Annotated in this window: 19 protein-coding genes and 1 other RNA gene; 16 read left to right on the forward strand and 4 right to left on the reverse strand. The window is 44.0% G+C overall.

Annotated features, from left to right (window positions below):
• Positions 1 to 20: 20 nt before the first annotated feature.
• From fni to CHH91_RS06835, 7 genes are all read left to right on the forward strand, one after another.
• A complete protein-coding gene (gene fni, locus CHH91_RS06805; protein WP_095222698.1) occupies positions 21 to 1,061 on the forward strand; it encodes a type 2 isopentenyl-diphosphate Delta-isomerase in 1,041 nt (346 codons plus the stop codon).
• Positions 1,062 to 1,141: 80 nt separating this feature from the next.
• On the forward strand, positions 1,142 to 1,567 hold the full coding sequence (locus CHH91_RS06810; protein WP_176465705.1) for a CotD family spore coat protein: 426 nt from the start codon (positions 1,142 to 1,144) through the stop codon (positions 1,565 to 1,567).
• An 80-nt stretch (positions 1,568 to 1,647) separates the two neighbouring features.
• Positions 1,648 to 2,217, forward strand: a complete 570-nt coding sequence (locus tag CHH91_RS06815; RefSeq protein WP_095222811.1) for an SLOG family protein — start codon at positions 1,648 to 1,650, stop codon at positions 2,215 to 2,217.
• A gap of 75 nt (positions 2,218 to 2,292) precedes the next feature.
• On the forward strand, positions 2,293 to 2,667 hold the full coding sequence (gene gpsB, locus CHH91_RS06820) for a cell division regulator GpsB (protein WP_095222700.1): 375 nt from the start codon (positions 2,293 to 2,295) through the stop codon (positions 2,665 to 2,667).
• Positions 2,668 to 2,729: 62 nt separating this feature from the next.
• Positions 2,730 to 3,103, forward strand: an RNA gene (gene rnpB, locus CHH91_RS06825) — RNase P RNA component class B.
• 94 nt (positions 3,104 to 3,197) lie between these two features.
• Positions 3,198 to 4,331 (forward strand): THUMP domain-containing class I SAM-dependent RNA methyltransferase, encoded by a 1,134-nt coding sequence (locus tag CHH91_RS06830; protein ID WP_095222812.1) that lies wholly within the window; start codon positions 3,198 to 3,200, stop codon positions 4,329 to 4,331.
• Positions 4,332 to 4,348: 17 nt separating this feature from the next.
• The gene (locus CHH91_RS06835; protein ID WP_095222701.1) at positions 4,349 to 5,839 is read left to right on the forward strand and encodes a carboxypeptidase M32; all 1,491 of its coding nucleotides are present in this window, start codon (positions 4,349 to 4,351) and stop codon (positions 5,837 to 5,839) included.
• Between the two features lie 32 nt (positions 5,840 to 5,871).
• Here CHH91_RS06835 and CHH91_RS06840 read toward each other — a convergent pair whose 3' ends face one another.
• Positions 5,872 to 6,402, reverse strand: coding sequence for a hypothetical protein (locus CHH91_RS06840; RefSeq protein WP_095222702.1), 531 nt, complete (start codon positions 6,400 to 6,402; stop codon positions 5,872 to 5,874).
• Positions 6,403 to 6,593: 191 nt separating this feature from the next.
• On the opposite strand from CHH91_RS06840, the gene CHH91_RS06845 reads away from it, so the two are divergent.
• Positions 6,594 to 6,875, forward strand: coding sequence for a DUF6123 family protein (locus CHH91_RS06845; protein WP_095222703.1), 282 nt, complete (start codon positions 6,594 to 6,596; stop codon positions 6,873 to 6,875).
• Here the strand turns inward: CHH91_RS06845 and CHH91_RS06850 are convergent.
• The 3 genes from CHH91_RS06850 to CHH91_RS06860 all read right to left on the reverse strand — a co-directional run bounded on the left by CHH91_RS06850 (position 6,869) and on the right by CHH91_RS06860 (position 8,287).
• On the reverse strand, positions 6,869 to 7,261 hold the full coding sequence (locus CHH91_RS06850) for a ribonuclease HI family protein (protein ID WP_095222704.1): 393 nt from the start codon (positions 7,259 to 7,261) through the stop codon (positions 6,869 to 6,871). The two genes, CHH91_RS06845 and CHH91_RS06850, sit on opposite strands and share 7 nt — an antisense overlap.
• 12 nt (positions 7,262 to 7,273) lie before the next feature.
• Positions 7,274 to 7,957 (reverse strand): queuosine precursor transporter, encoded by a 684-nt coding sequence (locus CHH91_RS06855; protein WP_095222705.1) that lies wholly within the window; start codon positions 7,955 to 7,957, stop codon positions 7,274 to 7,276.
• A 129-nt stretch (positions 7,958 to 8,086) separates the two neighbouring features.
• Entirely contained in the window at positions 8,087 to 8,287 is a 201-nt protein-coding gene (locus tag CHH91_RS06860; RefSeq protein WP_038560820.1) for a cold-shock protein, read from the reverse strand.
• A gap of 380 nt (positions 8,288 to 8,667) precedes the next feature.
• On the opposite strand from CHH91_RS06860, the gene CHH91_RS06865 reads away from it, so the two are divergent.
• From CHH91_RS06865 to CHH91_RS06900, 8 genes are all read left to right on the forward strand, one after another.
• Positions 8,668 to 9,531: a DUF72 domain-containing protein gene (locus CHH91_RS06865; protein WP_286160708.1), complete on the forward strand. Its 864-nt coding sequence runs from the start codon at positions 8,668 to 8,670 to the stop codon at positions 9,529 to 9,531.
• A gap of 3 nt (positions 9,532 to 9,534) precedes the next feature.
• Entirely contained in the window at positions 9,535 to 10,149 is a 615-nt protein-coding gene (locus CHH91_RS06870) for an HD domain-containing protein (protein ID WP_095222706.1), read from the forward strand.
• Between the two features lie 14 nt (positions 10,150 to 10,163).
• Positions 10,164 to 11,120: a thymidylate synthase gene (locus CHH91_RS06875; RefSeq protein WP_095222707.1), complete on the forward strand. Its 957-nt coding sequence runs from the start codon at positions 10,164 to 10,166 to the stop codon at positions 11,118 to 11,120.
• Positions 11,121 to 11,132: 12 nt separating this feature from the next.
• Positions 11,133 to 11,627 carry a dihydrofolate reductase gene (locus CHH91_RS06880; RefSeq protein ID WP_095222708.1) on the forward strand — a complete coding sequence of 165 codons (495 nt, stop codon included), beginning with the start codon at positions 11,133 to 11,135 and terminating at the stop codon, positions 11,625 to 11,627.
• Positions 11,628 to 11,738: 111 nt separating this feature from the next.
• Positions 11,739 to 11,954: a YozE family protein gene (locus tag CHH91_RS06885; protein ID WP_095222709.1), complete on the forward strand. Its 216-nt coding sequence runs from the start codon at positions 11,739 to 11,741 to the stop codon at positions 11,952 to 11,954.
• Positions 11,955 to 12,084: 130 nt separating this feature from the next.
• Positions 12,085 to 12,681, forward strand: a complete 597-nt coding sequence (gene plsY / locus CHH91_RS06890; protein ID WP_176465706.1) for a glycerol-3-phosphate 1-O-acyltransferase PlsY — start codon at positions 12,085 to 12,087, stop codon at positions 12,679 to 12,681.
• Positions 12,682 to 12,687: 6 nt separating this feature from the next.
• Positions 12,688 to 14,289: an aminotransferase class V-fold PLP-dependent enzyme gene (locus tag CHH91_RS06895; RefSeq protein ID WP_095222711.1), complete on the forward strand. Its 1,602-nt coding sequence runs from the start codon at positions 12,688 to 12,690 to the stop codon at positions 14,287 to 14,289.
• Positions 14,289 to 16,121 carry an LTA synthase family protein gene (locus CHH91_RS06900; RefSeq protein ID WP_095222712.1) on the forward strand — a complete coding sequence of 611 codons (1,833 nt, stop codon included), beginning with the start codon at positions 14,289 to 14,291 and terminating at the stop codon, positions 16,119 to 16,121. The genes CHH91_RS06895 and CHH91_RS06900 overlap by 1 nt, the downstream gene beginning before the upstream one ends.
• The last annotated feature ends 168 nt before the right edge of the window (positions 16,122 to 16,289 follow it).

Here is a 16,289-nt window from a genome sequence, read left to right on the forward strand (position 1 = left end):
TTGAGCCAGGGGGATACAGGATGAAAGAAAGATCTATAGATAACCGTAAGGATGAACATATACATATTACGTTGAATGAACAAGTGCAAGGAAAAGGAATTTCAACCGGATTTGAATCTTACCGATTCGAGCATCAAGCTCTTCCTGAAATCAGCTTCAATACTATTGATACTAGCACCACATTTCTTCGAAAACAGGTGAAAGTACCTTTTCTGATCAGCAGTATGACCGGCGGCACGCCCCGTGCACATGAGATAAACCGGAATTTAGCAAGAGCTGCTGAAGAAAAAGGCTGGGCATTAGGGCTTGGTTCCAGTCGAGTGGCGCTGGAAAATAAGACAGCTGCTTCGAGCTTTCAGCTGCGGGAAGAAGCGCCGACCATTCCGATCTTCGCAAATATCGGTGCTGTCCAGCTGAATTACGGCTATGGACCTGAGGAATGCAGTCAAATCGTAAGTTTGACAGGTGCAGATGCTATCGTGCTCCATCTTAATAGCATGCAGGAAATTTTCCAAGATGAAGGGGATACAGACTTCAGCGGCCTCCTGCTTAAAATCGCAAGAGTGGCTGATACATTATCTGTACCGGTCGGCATCAAGGAAGTGGGCTTTGGGATCGCTCCTGATACATGCAGCCTGCTGATTGAATCAGGAGTACAATTCATTGATACAGCGGGAGCAGGAGGGACTTCTTGGATCGAAGTGGAGAAATATCGTTCTCAGAATCCTATAAAGCAAAGAGCTGCGTCAGCATTTCTTGATTGGGGTCTTCCGACAGCTACATGCATCAAGCAGCTGAGCAGATTGCCAAAAGCCCCTGACTGCCTGATTGCAAGCGGAGGAATCACGACTGGCGTTGAAGCAGCTAAAGCGATAGCTTTAGGAGCTGATATGGCAGGCTACGGTCGTTCCATCTTACCGGAAGCTGTGGATTCGAAAGAGGCACTGCTGGAACGATTCGAGCAGCTGGAACTTGAGCTTAGGATCAGCATGTTCGGAATCGGAGCTCATAATTTGGAGTCATTAAGAAATACGGACAGGTTAATCAGTCGAAACGCCTGAAATATAGGTTTTTGTCATAGTACATGTTCTTTCGCCCTTTCATATGTTATAGAGAATCCAATACAGAAAGGGGAAAGAACATGCGTAAAAGACATTGCTGTCCTCCTCCGCGCCCAGTACATTGTGGTCCAGTGCACTGCGGAACGAAGACTATTGTCGATCCTGTCATCAACAATGTACAACACACTTACTCTGAAGAGGTAATTGAGCATATACACCCAGTTCATACTACAGTGGTGAACCATCATAAGGTGAAGAACGTCCACATGTATCCGCATACGACTTCTTTTGCCAATGAAAAATCGATGGAGCAGACACATCTTAGTCCTACTCATAATAGTCCGCCAAGACCGAACCCTTGTCATGACTGTGGTCCAATGCCGATGCCAGCACCTATGCCAATGCCGCAGCAGGTTAGCCCGCAAATGTACCAGCAGCAGCCGCAACCTCAGCAGCAGCCGCAAATGGCACCAAAACCTAAACCAACTCAGAAAAAGTGGTACTAATAGCTGTATTAGAGCTGGCGTCAGCCAGCTCTTTTATGTTTAGATAGAAACAGTGAAAAGAAGAGGAGCGCATGTCCCAGATGAAGAATTTATATGTGACTGGATACAAGCACTACGAAATGGGAATCTTTAAGATGAGTGATCCTCGTGTGCATTATATCAAGCAAACCATACGGGACAAGCTGATCGGTCTGATTGAAACTGGATTGGAATGGGTGCTTCTGTCCGGACAGACGGGTGTGGAGCTTTGGGCAGCCCAGGTTGTACTTGATCTGAAGGAAGAGGAATATGATATACAGCTTGCTGTCATCCCGCCTTTTGATAATCAGGACGCACGCTGGTCAGAAGATTTGCAGGAAGAGTACCAGGAACTGATCATGCTTGCTGATTTCTATCAGCCGATATATGAAGGTGATTATAAGGGACCTTACCAATTCAAAGCACGAGATAAATGGATGCTGTCCAAAACGGAGGGTGCACTTGTCATGTATGACGAAAATCAGACAGGCAGTATCGACTTCTTCCTCAAAGAAGCACGCAGCTATCAAGAAGCGCTTGATTATGAGCTCTACTATATAACTGCGCTGGATTTGCAGGACACACTTGAGAGGGAACAGATGAATGATCCTACATATTGGGATCAGACATGAGAAGAAAATTGACAATCTCAACTGATTTTGAAAGAATGGACTTATATACAATTGTATAAATGAGGTGACTTGTGTATGGCTTTGGCAAACATCCAACTGACACAAAAAGATATCTTTGAAAAGAATTTTAAAACAGGTATGCGTGGTTATAACCAAGATGAAGTCGATGAGTATCTGGACAAAATCATTCAGGATTACGAAACATTCCAAAAAGAAATCGATCGACTGAAAAGTGAAAACGAACGTCTTAGACAGCAGCAGTCCTCAAACGACACTGTGAGATCAACCAGATCTGTACAGCAGCCGAAAGAACAAGCTCCACAGCCGGCTGCTCCAGTACGTGAGCGAGAGACTCAGACAAATCATCAAGTGAATTATGACATCCTTAAACGTCTGTCCAATTTGGAGAAGGCCGTTTTCGGAAAAAAATTCGCTGAGAATGATGTTTGATGCTGGGCGGTCTTGACTATTGACGTCGAACCGCGTACAATAGGTTAGCAACTTAAAAATGAATGTTTGAGTAATCGCTGCAGTGATGCAGAGGAAAGTCCATGCTCACACAGGCTGAGATGCTTGTAGTGTTCGTGCTTGGCGAATTCATAAGCCAAGGTAGTAGCAATGCTAACGGCAGGCAGAAAGCCTAAGTCTTCGGATATGGCTGACATGTCTTGAAAGTGCCACAGTGACGTAGTCAGCTTGGAAACTTGCTGAGTGGAACGAGGTAAACCCCACGAGTGAGCAACCCAAATGTTGGTAGGGGCACCCTTGATTATGGGAATTCAACCTAAAAAGGGACAAGTGATGAGCTTGTAGATAGATGATTACTGCCGTTGTACGAGGCTGACCACCGCTCGCAGTGCATCGGTACAGAACATGGCTTACAGAACATTCATTTGGTCCACTGTATACAACAAACAGCCCTTTCTAACTGGTTTCAGCTAGAGAGGGCTTTTTAATACATAAAAGCGAGGTTTTACATGATGAAAAGGCAAGTGACCCTGATTGCCACTGCGGCGATGGGATTGGAGTCTGTCGTTGCACGCGAAGTGAAGCAGCTGGGCTATGAAGATGTTCAAGTAGACAATGGCAAAGTAATATTCCAGGCAGATCCGTCCGCCATTGCACGCTGCAATCTCTGGCTGCGGACAGCTGATCGTATCAAAGTGCTTGTTGGGGAATTCAAAGCGACTACTTTTGATGAGCTTTTTGAACAGACGAAGGCATTGCCTTGGGAAACGTACATACAGGAAAATGGAGAATTCCCGGTTATCGGAAAAAGCGTCAAATCGACGTTATATAGCGTCCCGGATTGTCAGCGTATCGTAAAGAAGGCTGTTGTAGAGAGGCTGAAGCAAAAGCACGGTATTGCTTCCTGGCTGGAGGAGTCCGGTCCAAGACACCGGATTGAAGTGGCTATCTTGAAGGATACGGTTAGCCTTACACTGGACACTAGCGGGACGGGCTTGCATAAACGTGGCTATCGCGTCGGGCAAGGCGAAGCTCCTATCAAGGAAACACTCGCAGCCGCAATGGTGCTATTGACGAATTGGCGTCCGGAATTCCCGCTTCACGACCCGTTTTGCGGAAGCGGTACGATTGCTATCGAAGCAGCACTGATAGGGCAGAACATTGCACCTGGATTTAACCGTGAATTTGATGCCGAAAACTGGCATTGGGTGAAATCTGACCTTTGGGAAAAGGCACTGGAAGAAGCCGAGGACTTAGCCAATTATGATCAGGAACTCCATATTTCCGGTTCGGATATCGATCATAAAATGGTGGAAATCGCAAAGGCAAACAGTATTGAGTCAGGCCTTGGGGAATTAGTCAACTGGAGACAGATGCAGGTGGCAGATTGGAATCCGAAGCAGGATAATGGCTACATGATAACGAATCCGCCTTATGGGGAAAGAATGGGAGATCGCCCTGAGGTGGAAAAAGCCTACAAAGAGCTCGGCTCTATCATGAAGGATAACCCTTCATGGAGCGGTTATATCTTGACATCTCATGAAGGTTTCGAAACATTCTACGGCAAGCAGGCAACGAAGAAACGCAAGCTTTTCAATGGTTTTATCAAAACCGACTATTATCAGTATTTCGGTAAACATATCTAAATAAGGGAGCGGATAGTATGTCAGATGCAACACAGCAGTATTGGGACTTGATCAAGGAACAAAAAGCGTATGAAGAAGCAATAGCCCTCATGCATTGGGACTTGCGGACAAAAGCACCGAAAGCTGGTATGGAATATCGGGCTGAAGCGATCAGCTACTTATCACAGCAGTCGCATCGTCTATCCACATCTGACAAACTGAAAGAACTGATAGACGAACTGAAGCCGATCGCAGAGGATGAAATACTGGTCAAATCATTAGCTGAGAGTGAAAAAGAATACGATCGAAACAAGAAAATTCCTGAAGCAGAATTTAAAGCGTATATCATGCTTCAGTCCAAAGCCGAATCTGTTTGGGGAGAAGCAAGGGAAAAAGGTGATTTCAATTTGCTTCAGCCATATCTGGAGGAACTGGTTGCCTACAAAAAGAAATTCGCTTCTTATTGGAATGCTGATCAGCATCCTTATGACGTTCTGCTGGATATGTATGAGCCTGGCGTGACAATGGAGACGCTGGATGAAGTGTTCCCAGCATTGCGTAAAGCCCTTACAAATTTACTTGAACAAATCAAACAGTCAAAGGTGAAACCAGACACTAGTGTGCTGCAGACACATTTCTCGAAGGATCAGCAAAAAGCTTTTACTATTTCTGTTCTGGAAAAAATGGGCTATGACTTTGAAGCTGGAAGACTGGATGATACAATTCATCCATTTGAAATCACATTGAATCCGAAAGATGTCCGTATCACGACGCGTTATGATGAAGAAGATTTCCGGATGGCTGTCTTCGGTACGATTCATGAAGGCGGTCATGCGCTGTACGAACAGAACATAGCGGAAACATTAGCTTCGACACCTTTAGCAAGCGGAACGAGCATGGGAATTCATGAATCTCAGTCTTTATTCTGGGAAAACTTCGTCGCACGCAGCGAGGCATTCTGGAAAGGCCATTTTGAGGAATTCAAAACTTATGCGCCTGCATCACTGCAGGAGATTGATTTTGAGACTTTCTATCAGGCAGTGAATGAGGTAAAAGCTTCATTCATCCGGATTGAGGCAGACGAATTGACGTACGCATTGCATATCATGATCCGTTATGAACTGGAGAAAGCACTATTCAAAGATGAGATCGAGGTGAAAGATCTGCCTGAAATCTGGAACAGTAAAATGGAAGAGTACCTTGGAATTGTGCCAGAAAGCGATTCCCAAGGTGTGCTGCAGGATATTCACTGGTCAGGAGGGGACTTCGGTTATTTCCCTTCATACGCATTAGGTTATATGTACGCAGCGCAGTTCCATGCTAAGATGCAGGAGTCTTTGGATACGGACAGACTGATTGAAAAAGGGGACTTCGCTCCGATCAAAGAATGGTTAACGGAACAAATCCATCAATACGGTAAAGCTAAGAAACCTTTGGAATTGCTGCAGGATGTAACGGGTGAAGGATTGAATGCCAATCATCTTGTAAGCTATCTGACTGAGAAATACAGTAAAATCTATCAATTATAAAAAAACGATGCAGAGTGATCTGCATCGTTTTTTTAGCTTAGAGCTGTTGCCATATCCGGCACTTGCAATCCAGCATCTTTATAGAGTTCTTCTAAGTCGGACTGGAAAGTGTCGAATTGTTTCTGAGCTGCATCTAAGTTAGGCTCTGTTTGAGAAGCATCGATTGCTTTACTAACTTCCTCGAAGTATGCTTTCAAAGACTCAAGTGAAGCAGTGAAGGCTTCTTTCTCTTCATCTGGAAGATTGCTTTCCAGCTTGTAATCTGCAAGCTTTGCAGCACCTTCATCAGCTGCTTTTTTAGCAGCTTCAGCAGACGTTTTGATAACATCGTCTGCTGACTCTTCGTCAGCTAGTGCAGTTTGGTAAGCTGCAATCGGTGCATAGTTAGGACTGAAATCTGCTGTGAAATCCATTTGTGTACGCAGAAGTTCCTTTTTGACATCGGTCGTTTCTGTTTTTTCTGAACCGCTGTCTGACTTACTTTGTGAATCAGCATTTGAACAACCTGTTGCAAAGATGGCTACGATAGCCGTTAACGCAAGCAAATACATAAGCTTTTTCACGCTAACATCCCCTTTCTGATTGGCTTTATTAGTTTAATGCTAACTTTTTGAATTGTAAATACTTAGTAGAAATGTTGCGCAAGTTAGAAAAATCTAACAAATGCAATAAAACGGAATTATCATAAAATCATTGAAACCGGAAACAAGAATGCTATAATAATAGTCGGATTCTGATAAAGGGGTTTTGCGAGTTGACGAAACATAGCTTGGCCTATTTTCTGGACGATTTATGGGCAAAAGGATTCAAACTGACTGACGAAGACGTACAATTCATTTATTTTGGCAAAAATTATGCCAATGCTCCTGATTGGAAGGTTATTTTTGCTGTGCAAATGACGTTGCGCTTCCAGCATGCCTTTGACGGCAGCTTCTATCTTAGTGTGCTCGATTTAATAGGGGAAGATAAGATACATACAAAAAAACAAGCAGAAGATCTGCTTGCGAGAAAAGGATTTCAGCTTCAATATCATTGATTCTGCCGAATCGCTTCCCGCGCAAGCTGATCAGCTGCTTTGTTTTGTTTTTCTGGTATCCATTTAATGAAGAAATAAGGAAACTGCCGACTAAGCTGCATGATTTGTTCCAATAGTGGCTGGAATTCCTTGTTCTTCGTATGTTCCTTATCGATTGCTTGTACTGCCGTTTGGGAATCCGAGCGTAAGGAGATGATATCGTCGGGGTAATCGCTCTGACAGATTTCCAGTGCTCTGATGATGGCCCAAAACTCCGCTTGATGATTTGTCATCATACCGAGCGCTACGCTGTAAGTCTGGCGTGTTCCATCATTTATAATTACGATACCTGCACCGCTTTGCCCTGGATTACCACTAGTGGCACCATCCGTATATACCTCGATCAATATCCATTCCCCCTAATCGTTGATTTGCCTGTACATACGTTTTGCCCCGTAAAGAAACGGTGTCGAAATGATGCTGACCACGAATTTCAACAAATACGTCGAGATGAATATCTCCATCCATACCGATCCTTCATATGTCCCTGCAAATGCAATTGTGCAAAAGACGAGCGTATCCAGCAGCTGACTGAGCATTGTACTTCCATTGTTTCGCACCCAAAGAAATTTATCATCTGGCAGCATTCGCTTGAGCAATGCATACAGCCAGACATCAACATATTGGCTGATGCCGTATGCAATCAGGCTCCCAAGTGCGACTCGAGGTAGGAATCCGAAAATCGTGCTGAGAGATGAATGCGCAATGTCGCTTGGCGCCGGGTCGAATACAAGAACAACCTGCATGATGATCGTCATGATGATAAGGGTAGCAAAGCCTAGACCGACAGCTTTTCTGGCTATTTTCTTACCATAATTCTCGTTCAGTATATCTGAAGCCAAGAAGATGGTTCCATATATGATGTTTCCCATTGTTGCTGTTAAACCAAACAGCTCGATTGTCTTCGTCACCTGAATATTTGCCAGTACTGTAGCCATACCGACCCATACGAACAAACCGAGACGTCCGAACAGCCGATACATGATTAACAGCAGGACAAAATTTATAATCGAAAAGACAATCCATAGTAAATCATTATTCAATGCTGCTCCTCCTAGTGAAAAAACTATAGACAATGGAAGAGTATACGCGCTTTTCCAAACGGATGCAACTTATGGAAGGAAGTGTATACAGAAAAGCGGCAATCCATTGGATTGCCGCTTACGATTATTTTAGACTTTTTCTACGTTAGCTGCTTGAGGGCCTCTTTCTCCTTCGATTACTTCAAAGGATACTTCCTGACCTTCTTCAAGATTCTTGAAGCCTTCTTCCTGGATGGCGGAGTAATGTACAAACACATCGTTACCGTCCTCTACTTGAATGAATCCGTAACCTTTTTCAGCGTTGAACCACTTTACAATACCGTTTGGCATATTCCTAATCCTCCTAAAAGACGTTTCACAGAAAACGCATGTAATAATACAAATAAGACGTGCATGAATTGAAAAAGGCAGTCTGTTAGAAGGGCGGAATTTCTTAGCTCTTCTAACAAGCTGCCATCGTTCTTATTCCGCTCATCTTGTTTGCTTGACACAAATATAGCTTATTTTGAAAAATGCGTCAAGTACGGAAAAATGGGGTTATATTGGGAAAGTAATCGCTTTCTGATTAGATTGAAGGTTATATTATGTCTTCTTTCGTCATTTTGCGACATTTAATGTTTTTTCATGGCAAGGCATTGCTCTTCGTTGATGGCTTGATACGATTACATTACAATATAATAAATCGTATATTGTCGAAAGGAGGAGAAGGTTTGACAATACAAGTCGGTGTGACCGGTTGGGGAGATCACGATAAATTATATCCGGATACGAAAACCAGGCAGCAGAAATTGAAAACATATGCAACCCATTTTGATGTTGTCGAAGTGGATTCTTCCTTTTACGCCATTCAGTCTGTCAGTAATTATACGAAATGGGCAGAAGAAACACCGGATAATTTTTCCTTTATCATAAAAGCGCACCAGGACATGACTGGCCAGAGTCGGAAAAAGATGACACGGGCAGAAGCAGCATCACTATTTGATGACTTTCTGACATCGATCCAGCCCATTATAGAAGCAGATAAGCTAGCTGCGGTCCTTTTCCAGTTTCCTCCGTGGTTCCAAGTGGAAAAGACAAGTATCGATCGGCTCCGGTTTATTCGTGAGCTGATGAAAGGACTGCCAGTAGCGATTGAATTTCGAAATCAGTCTTGGTATGCGGACGAATACAGGGACAGGACACTTCATCTGTTGCGTGAGCTGGAATTCATACATACAGTTTGCGATGAACCACAGGCAGGGAGCGGTTCTGTTCCGGCTGTTTCCGCAGTTACAAATGATCAGCTGACGCTAGTACGCTTTCATGGGCGGAATGTGCATGGCTGGAATCAAAACGGTCGCGAGGACTGGCGAAAGGTCCGCTTTCTTTATCGATACAATCAAGCTGAATTGAAGGAGTGGCGGGATACGGCTTTAAAGCTGGAGCATTCCAGCGCACGTGTCATCTTACTATTCAATAATAATTCCGGCGGTGATGCCAGTGATAATGCCAAGGAGATGATGCAGCTCCTTGGTCAGAAGCTGCCGGATCCTCCGCCAGAACAGCTGAACCTATTTGACCAGGAAGGGCGATGAACGATGGAACAGAAAAGACAATTGGAAGAAATGGAGCGTTATGCATATACCATTTTCCGCAAGGATGCGACAGGGCACGACTTTTATCATATGAAGCGGGTAGCTAAGATGGGAAGGAAAATAGCATTTGAAGAGGGCGCAGATCCGTTCCTGACAGAGGCGATCGGCTGGATGCACGATATTGGGGACCACAAACTGTTTGATGAGCCAGCTGATGCTGTGGCTGAGGCCCAAGGTTTTCTCCGTCGTATCGGGTTGGATGAAAACAGGATTAAAGATATATTCCAAGCATGCCGCAATATTTCCTTCAGTAAAGGACGTACTCCTGATACATTGGAAGGTAAGATCATCCAGGATGCTGACCGTCTTGATGCTATAGGAGCTATCGGGATCGCCCGTACGTTCGCGTTTGGCGGGGCAGCGAGCCGCCTTATCCATTGGCCGAATGATCCGAAGCATTCGAGCGTTCAGCATTTTTATGATAAACTGTTAAAATTGAAAGAAACACTGCACACGAAAACAGCATTGCATATGGCTGAATCGAGACATGCTTACATGCAGGACTTCCTGAACCGATTTTTTGAGGAATGGGAGATGCCGTGTGATGATATACGATAAAGGAATGATATTATATGACAACCTCTGAACAAGCTTATCTGGATCTATGCAGGTATGTTCTGGAATATGGCACTAAAAAAGAAGATCGCACAGGCACAGGCACCGTTTCCGTTTTCGGCTACCAGATGCGCTTTGACCTGCAGAAAGGTTTTCCGTTGCTTACAACAAAAAAAGTCCCTTTCCGGCTGATTGCCAGTGAGCTGCTTTGGTTCTTAAAGGGAGATACGAATATCCGCTATTTGTTAGAGCATAACAATAACATCTGGAATGAATGGGCGTTTAAGAATTGGGTGGAAAGTGACGCATATGACGGACCGGATATGGCCGATTTTGGCCGCAGATCTCTGCAGGACGATGACTTCCGGAAAACATACGAAACGCAAATGGAAAAATTTAAACAGATGATTCTGACTGATGATGCCTTCAGCGAACGATTTGGCCATCTTGGGGACGTATATGGGAAGCAGTGGCGAAACTGGAAGACTTCACAAGGTGAAAGTATCGATCAATTGCAAGACATAATTGAAATGATAAAGAAAAATCCAGACTCAAGAAGATTGATAGTTTCTGCATGGAATCCAGAGGATGTCCCATCGATGGCGCTGCCACCCTGTCATACGATGTTCCAGTTCTATGTAGCGGACAATAAGCTTTCTTGTCAGCTGTACCAGCGCAGCGGCGACATTTTCCTTGGCATACCGTTCAATATTGCAAGCTATAGTCTGCTGACGCATTTAATTGCCAAAGAGTGCGGGTTGGAAGTCGGAGAATTCATCCATACAATTGGAGATGCGCATTTATATACGAATCATCTTGAGCAAGTGAAGACACAGCTTGACCGCACACCAAAACCATTGCCGGCATTGCAGATTAAAGATAGCTTCAGCTCAGTATTCGATGCTTCTATGGACGACTTAGAAATCATTGGATATGAACCGCATCCTGCCATTAAAGCGCCAGTTGCCGTATAAGGAGGGACAAGCATGATTTCATTATTATTTGCGATGGATCAAAACCGGGGTATCGGGTATAAAAATGACCTTCCTTGGCAGCTGCCAAGGGATTTGCGATTCTTCAAGGAGAAGACGACCGGTCAAATTATCGTTATGGGGAGAAAGACGCTCGATTCCATGAATGGTGCGCTGCCGAATCGGACGAATGTTGTGCTTACGAGGGATGAAGCATTTCAAGCGGATGGTGTCACAGTTTTGCATGATGTGGCTGACATAAATGAATTGGCGGAAAAGCACGCTGAAAAAGAGATTTTTATTATCGGTGGAAGTGAGATTTTTTCCCAGACGTTGGAGATCGCTGATCGTATTTATATGACGTATATAGAGGAAAGCTTTCCGGCAGATACACACTTTCCTGACTTTCCGGTGGATGAGTGGCAGGAAATCTCTCGGGAAAAAGGTACCAAGGACGAACGCAATCCTTACGATTATTACTTTATACAATATGATCGGGTGAGGCACTAAATGCTGCATGTATTTTTGCCGCCTGTTTTTTTCTTCTTATTGATTGTGCTGACAATTTATTACCCAGTGTGGAGGAAGAAGAACGAAGTACAACCGAAAGAAGGTGAATGAATGCGTTCTTTTTATCATTTTATGATGACATATCGAGGACGGAAGAAGCCAACGGATGAGAGCCAGTTGGCAGACTGGATGTTTAGTGATCATAATTTTCCTAAGCACAGCTCGTCTTATGACGAAATCAGTGAATACTTGGAATGGAACAGTCCTTTCCATGGAGCGCTGCAGGTTTTCGATCGTCTATGGCGGGCTTACGAAACAACAGAATAAATGAAATAAATGCCTGTATCAGCAGATACAGGCATTTATTATGCCATATTTAGGTAGAAAATTGTCAAATGTCATTGAAAGTTCAGATGTTTATTTATACTATGGAACTAATGCAAGGTGGTGTAAGTTTATGGAAGCCGTAGGGCTCGCTTTAATAACAATCATATTAGCATATCTGCTCGGCTCACTGAATGGAGCCTATTATATGATGAAATGGAAGCATGGAATCGATATCCGTACGACTGGAAGCGGGAATGCAGGAGCAACGAATGCTGGCAGAGCAATGGGTAAGCAAGGTTTCTTTTGGGTGCTTGTGTTCGATATAGCCAAAGGAATGCTAGCTGTAGTGCTCATCAAATGGAGCGGCCAGACTGAAATTATTGCAGGTTTCAGTGTTATTGCAGCAGTGCTGGGTCATATATTCCCGATTCAGCTTCGTTTTAAAGGCGGTAAAGGAATAGCAGTGTCCCTTGGGGCACTTGTCATTTTCTCTTACCAGGCAACCTTACTGCTGATTGCTGCTTTTCTAGTTATCTATCTTTTTGTTAAAAAATTCAGTATCTCAGGATTGCTTGCTTATGCCTCTACAGCCATGCTGCTTCCATTTTTACGATTGGACATGACAACTATTGCTGTTTACGTTGTAGTGACCGTCCTTATCCTGGCAGCCCATCATACTCATCTGAAAGCTGCTTGGAGCTATTTGCTATTACGTAACGAAAGGTGACATACGATGAATTCGACACAATTAAAGTACAAGATTGCTACCGAACCGTGGGAATTTGAACAGGTGCATGCGCTTAATTATCGTACCTTCACAGAGGAAATTCCACAGCACGAAACCAATCAGGAGCGTAAAAGAATAGATAGGTTCAATCAGGAAAATACATACATTATCGGCCTGGATGGGGAAACGGTCGTTGCAATGATAGCCATCCGTTCAGTCAGGCCTTTTTCGCTTGATGAAAAAATAGAGGGACTGGATGACTATCTGCCTCCTCATAATGCCAAATGTGAGATCAGATTACTGGCAGTCGAAAAAGCCTATCGTGACAGTTTCGTATTTTTCAGGCTAGCAGAAGCGCTTATCCAATATTGTCTCGAAAATGGATTTGATATGGCCGTTATTTCTGGCGTCTTACGGCAGCAGAAGCTGTACAAGCATATGGGATTCGTAGCTTTCGGGCCGTTGACTGGATCAGGAGATGCACAGTTCCAGCCGATGTATGTGACGGAAGAATTGTTCCAGCGCAAAGCGCGAGCTTTTCAGCGCATTCTTTTGCAAAGTCGAGATCCGATAAGTTTCTTGCCAGGTCCTGTTCCAATGGCAAATCAAGTAAAAAAAGTAATGGGTGAGACAGCATGTTCGCATCGTGCACCTGCGTTTCTTGATCACCTTCATCAGCTGCAAGGGCGACTAAGAAGTCTTACTCAGGCAGCGCATGTCCAGATATTGCTGGGAACCGGAACACTAGGAAACGATGCCGTGGCAGCTCAGTTACGCATATTGGATCAGCGGGGGCTGATTCTCGTTAATGGAGAGTTCGGCTCAAGGCTGACAGATCATGCGCAACGGGCAGGTTTGCGTTTCAACACAGTGGAAATTCCTTGGGGTGAAAGCTTTGATTATGAACATATATTGGCAGAGGCAAGGGCATGTGATGCCGCCTGGATATGGGCTGTCCATGTAGAGACCTCAACCGGTGTGCTGCAAGACATAGATCAGCTGAAGTACATAGCAAAGAAAACAGACAGCAAGCTGGTTCTGGACTGCTGCAGTTCCCTTGGCAACGTACCAATCGATTTGCGAGATGTGTTCCTGGCAACTGCCGGAAGCGGGAAGGGACTGGCCTCTTATGCCGGTTTGGCATTCGTCTTTTATCATCATACAATTGAATTAACCACGAGCATTCCTCGTTATTTGGATCTGGGTCTTTACCATACATATGACAGTGCCCCGTTCACGCATTCATCTAACTTGATCAGCGCTTTATCCGCGGCAATCGATCAATGGGAAGATGCAAAACTGCTGCAGCAGGTCAGCGAATTGACAAAAAAACTGATCAAGCTTTGTAAAATGAAGGGACTGAGGCCTTTAGCTGAAGTAGCGTGGGCCCCGGGGATTGTTACTATCGTTCTGCCAAAGGAGCAGCGTGCAGATATCGTCGGTCGGGAACTCGCAAAGAAAGGCTATTTGATCAGCTGTAATAGCAGTTACCTGATCGAACGTAATTGGGTGCAAATCTCGGTCATGGGACATCATAAGGAGAAGGATTTGGAGCATGTGACAGATGCACTTGCCGTTCTGATCGGAAAGAAGGAAACATTCGCCTGATGAATTTTTTCACTTCCGCTAAAGGATTCTGTTCGGCAGGAGCAGTTCTCCTACTAAGTAAAATGTACCTTATTTGTCTCATCTATTTCGATTTGCCTCTATATGAGCCATTTGATTACATCCGGTTATTCCTGTCCTGTATGTCGTCGATTGCCCTATTGACTGTCTTGCTGTATCTATTTGCAAGAAAACTTCGTGCTGGTGCGTTCTTACTATTGCATATCATCGTATCAGGAATTTTGTACGGAAATCTATTGTATTTTCGATTTTATATCGACTTTGTGACACTCCCTATTCTTTTCCAGTTCAAAAACGTCGGGGGACTCAGTCAAAGTACTGCTGAATTGATGGACCCTCTGGATTTAATTCTTTTCGCAGATGCTGTGATTCTTCTTTTATGGTGGATCTTTAAACGGCCGTTTCCTGCAGCTTTTAAATGGAGCCGAAAGGGCGTCTTCGCTATATGTGCGGCATTATTAATTTGTGTTAATGTGGGGTTCTCCTATATTGGAGGAGATCAGCATGATGGAAGTTATAACCGCTCAGCAATGGTGAGTACGCTGGGACCTGTCTATTATCACGGGTATGATATTTACCAAACTGCGCGCGCAGAGCTCAGCAGTACGTTCGCGACAGAGCAGGATTATAGGGAGGCTGCAGCGTATTTGGAGGCTGCCGGTACAGATGTAGCCTCAGAATATTTTGGTGCTGCAAAAGGAAAGAACGTCATCCTAGTTAATTTGGAATCCACACAGCAATTTGTCATCGGAAGAAAAGTAAAGGGTGAGGAAATCACGCCGTTCCTGAACAGCTTAACGAAGGAAAGTTTCTATTTTGACCAGATATATCATCAGACTGCCCAAGGGAAGACCTCAGATGCAGAGTTTATGTTCGACCAGTCTTTCTATCCGTTAGCTAGCGGTTCTGTTTATGTGAGGCGTCCGGAGAATGAGTTTATCGCTATGCCGGAAATCCTTGAAAAATCCGGCTATCACAGCGCTTCTTTCCACGGCAATATCGGCAGTTTCTGGAATCGGGAAGAAGCATACGATGCTTTCGGCTATGACGATTTCTTCTCAAAGGATTATTATCAAGTCTCCGAAGGAAATTCTGTTAATTATGGTATAAAGGATGAGGACTTTCTCGAGCAATCAATGCCTTATCTCGAAGAACTGAAACAGCCTTTTTACAGCAAGTTCCTGCTGCTAACGAACCATTTTCCATTTCTTTTGGATGAAGAGGATATATTATTAGATAAAGCAAACACAGGTTTGGATGTCGTGGACCGCTACTTCCAGACAGTTAGGTATGAGGATGAAGCACTCAAGGATTTTTTTGCTGAACTAAAGCGAAGCGGCTTATACGAGGATTCCATCATTGTGCTCGTTGGTGATCATTATGGTATATCAGAAAACTATTATGATGGCATAGCAGCTTATCTGGATGAGAATCTATCAACACCGGAGAAAATCGACTTACAACGGGTTCCGCTAATCATTCATGTACCAGGACAGGAAGGAGAAACCTTCCATAGCCCTGGAGGACAAATTGATATTCAGCCGACGATCCTGCATCTGCTTGGCGTGGATACTGCTGTTTATCCGAATTTTGGCCAAGATCTGCTGGCACCTGATCGTGATCCGTTCGTTGTGTTCCGAGATGGTGATTTTGTTTCCGAAAAAGTTATTTACACAAAACAGCTTTGCTATGACAAAGCATCTGCAGAACAAACAGAAATGGACAAATGCTCTCCATACTTCGAGAAACGGAATCAAGATTTATATTATTCAGATGCTATCCTGAATGGTGATCTTCTTCGTTTCGCCGATTGACAAAATCCGGTTCCAGTTGGGGAACCGGATTTTTGTTGAGTGAATTCATATATTTGTTACAGCATCCAATACGTTACTGCCATTTTAGTAACACAGATTCATATTTACATAATCTTTCCATCATGTTATTGTGTATAAGGTCAATTCATACTTAGTTGATTGGAATTA

It is taken from the genome of Virgibacillus sp. 7505 (assembly GCF_002272135.1).
Classification (GTDB): domain Bacteria; phylum Bacillota; class Bacilli; order Bacillales; family Amphibacillaceae; genus Terribacillus.

Bases quoted from the DNA above. Each gene is read 5' to 3' on its own strand.
- fni (WP_095222698.1), top strand. From the start codon at position 21: ATGAAAGAAAGATCTATAGATAACCGTAAGGATGAACATATACATATT.
- CHH91_RS06810 (WP_176465705.1), top strand. From the start codon at position 1,142: ATGCGTAAAAGACATTGCTGTCCTCCTCCGCGCCCAGTACATTGTGGT.
- CHH91_RS06815 (WP_095222811.1), top strand. From the start codon at position 1,648: ATGAAGAATTTATATGTGACTGGATACAAGCACTACGAAATGGGAATC.
- gpsB (WP_095222700.1), top strand. From the start codon at position 2,293: ATGGCTTTGGCAAACATCCAACTGACACAAAAAGATATCTTTGAAAAG.
- CHH91_RS06830 (WP_095222812.1), top strand. From the start codon at position 3,198: ATGAAAAGGCAAGTGACCCTGATTGCCACTGCGGCGATGGGATTGGAG.
- CHH91_RS06835 (WP_095222701.1), top strand. From the start codon at position 4,349: ATGTCAGATGCAACACAGCAGTATTGGGACTTGATCAAGGAACAAAAA.
- CHH91_RS06860 (WP_038560820.1), bottom strand. From the start codon at position 8,287: ATGCCAAACGGTATTGTAAAGTGGTTCAACGCTGAAAAAGGTTACGGA.
- CHH91_RS06870 (WP_095222706.1), top strand. From the start codon at position 9,535: ATGGAACAGAAAAGACAATTGGAAGAAATGGAGCGTTATGCATATACC.
- CHH91_RS06875 (WP_095222707.1), top strand. From the start codon at position 10,164: ATGACAACCTCTGAACAAGCTTATCTGGATCTATGCAGGTATGTTCTG.
- CHH91_RS06880 (WP_095222708.1), top strand. From the start codon at position 11,133: ATGATTTCATTATTATTTGCGATGGATCAAAACCGGGGTATCGGGTAT.
- CHH91_RS06885 (WP_095222709.1), top strand. From the start codon at position 11,739: ATGCGTTCTTTTTATCATTTTATGATGACATATCGAGGACGGAAGAAG.
- plsY (WP_176465706.1), top strand. From the start codon at position 12,085: ATGGAAGCCGTAGGGCTCGCTTTAATAACAATCATATTAGCATATCTG.
- CHH91_RS06895 (WP_095222711.1), top strand. From the start codon at position 12,688: ATGAATTCGACACAATTAAAGTACAAGATTGCTACCGAACCGTGGGAA.
- CHH91_RS06900 (WP_095222712.1), top strand. From the start codon at position 14,289: ATGAATTTTTTCACTTCCGCTAAAGGATTCTGTTCGGCAGGAGCAGTT.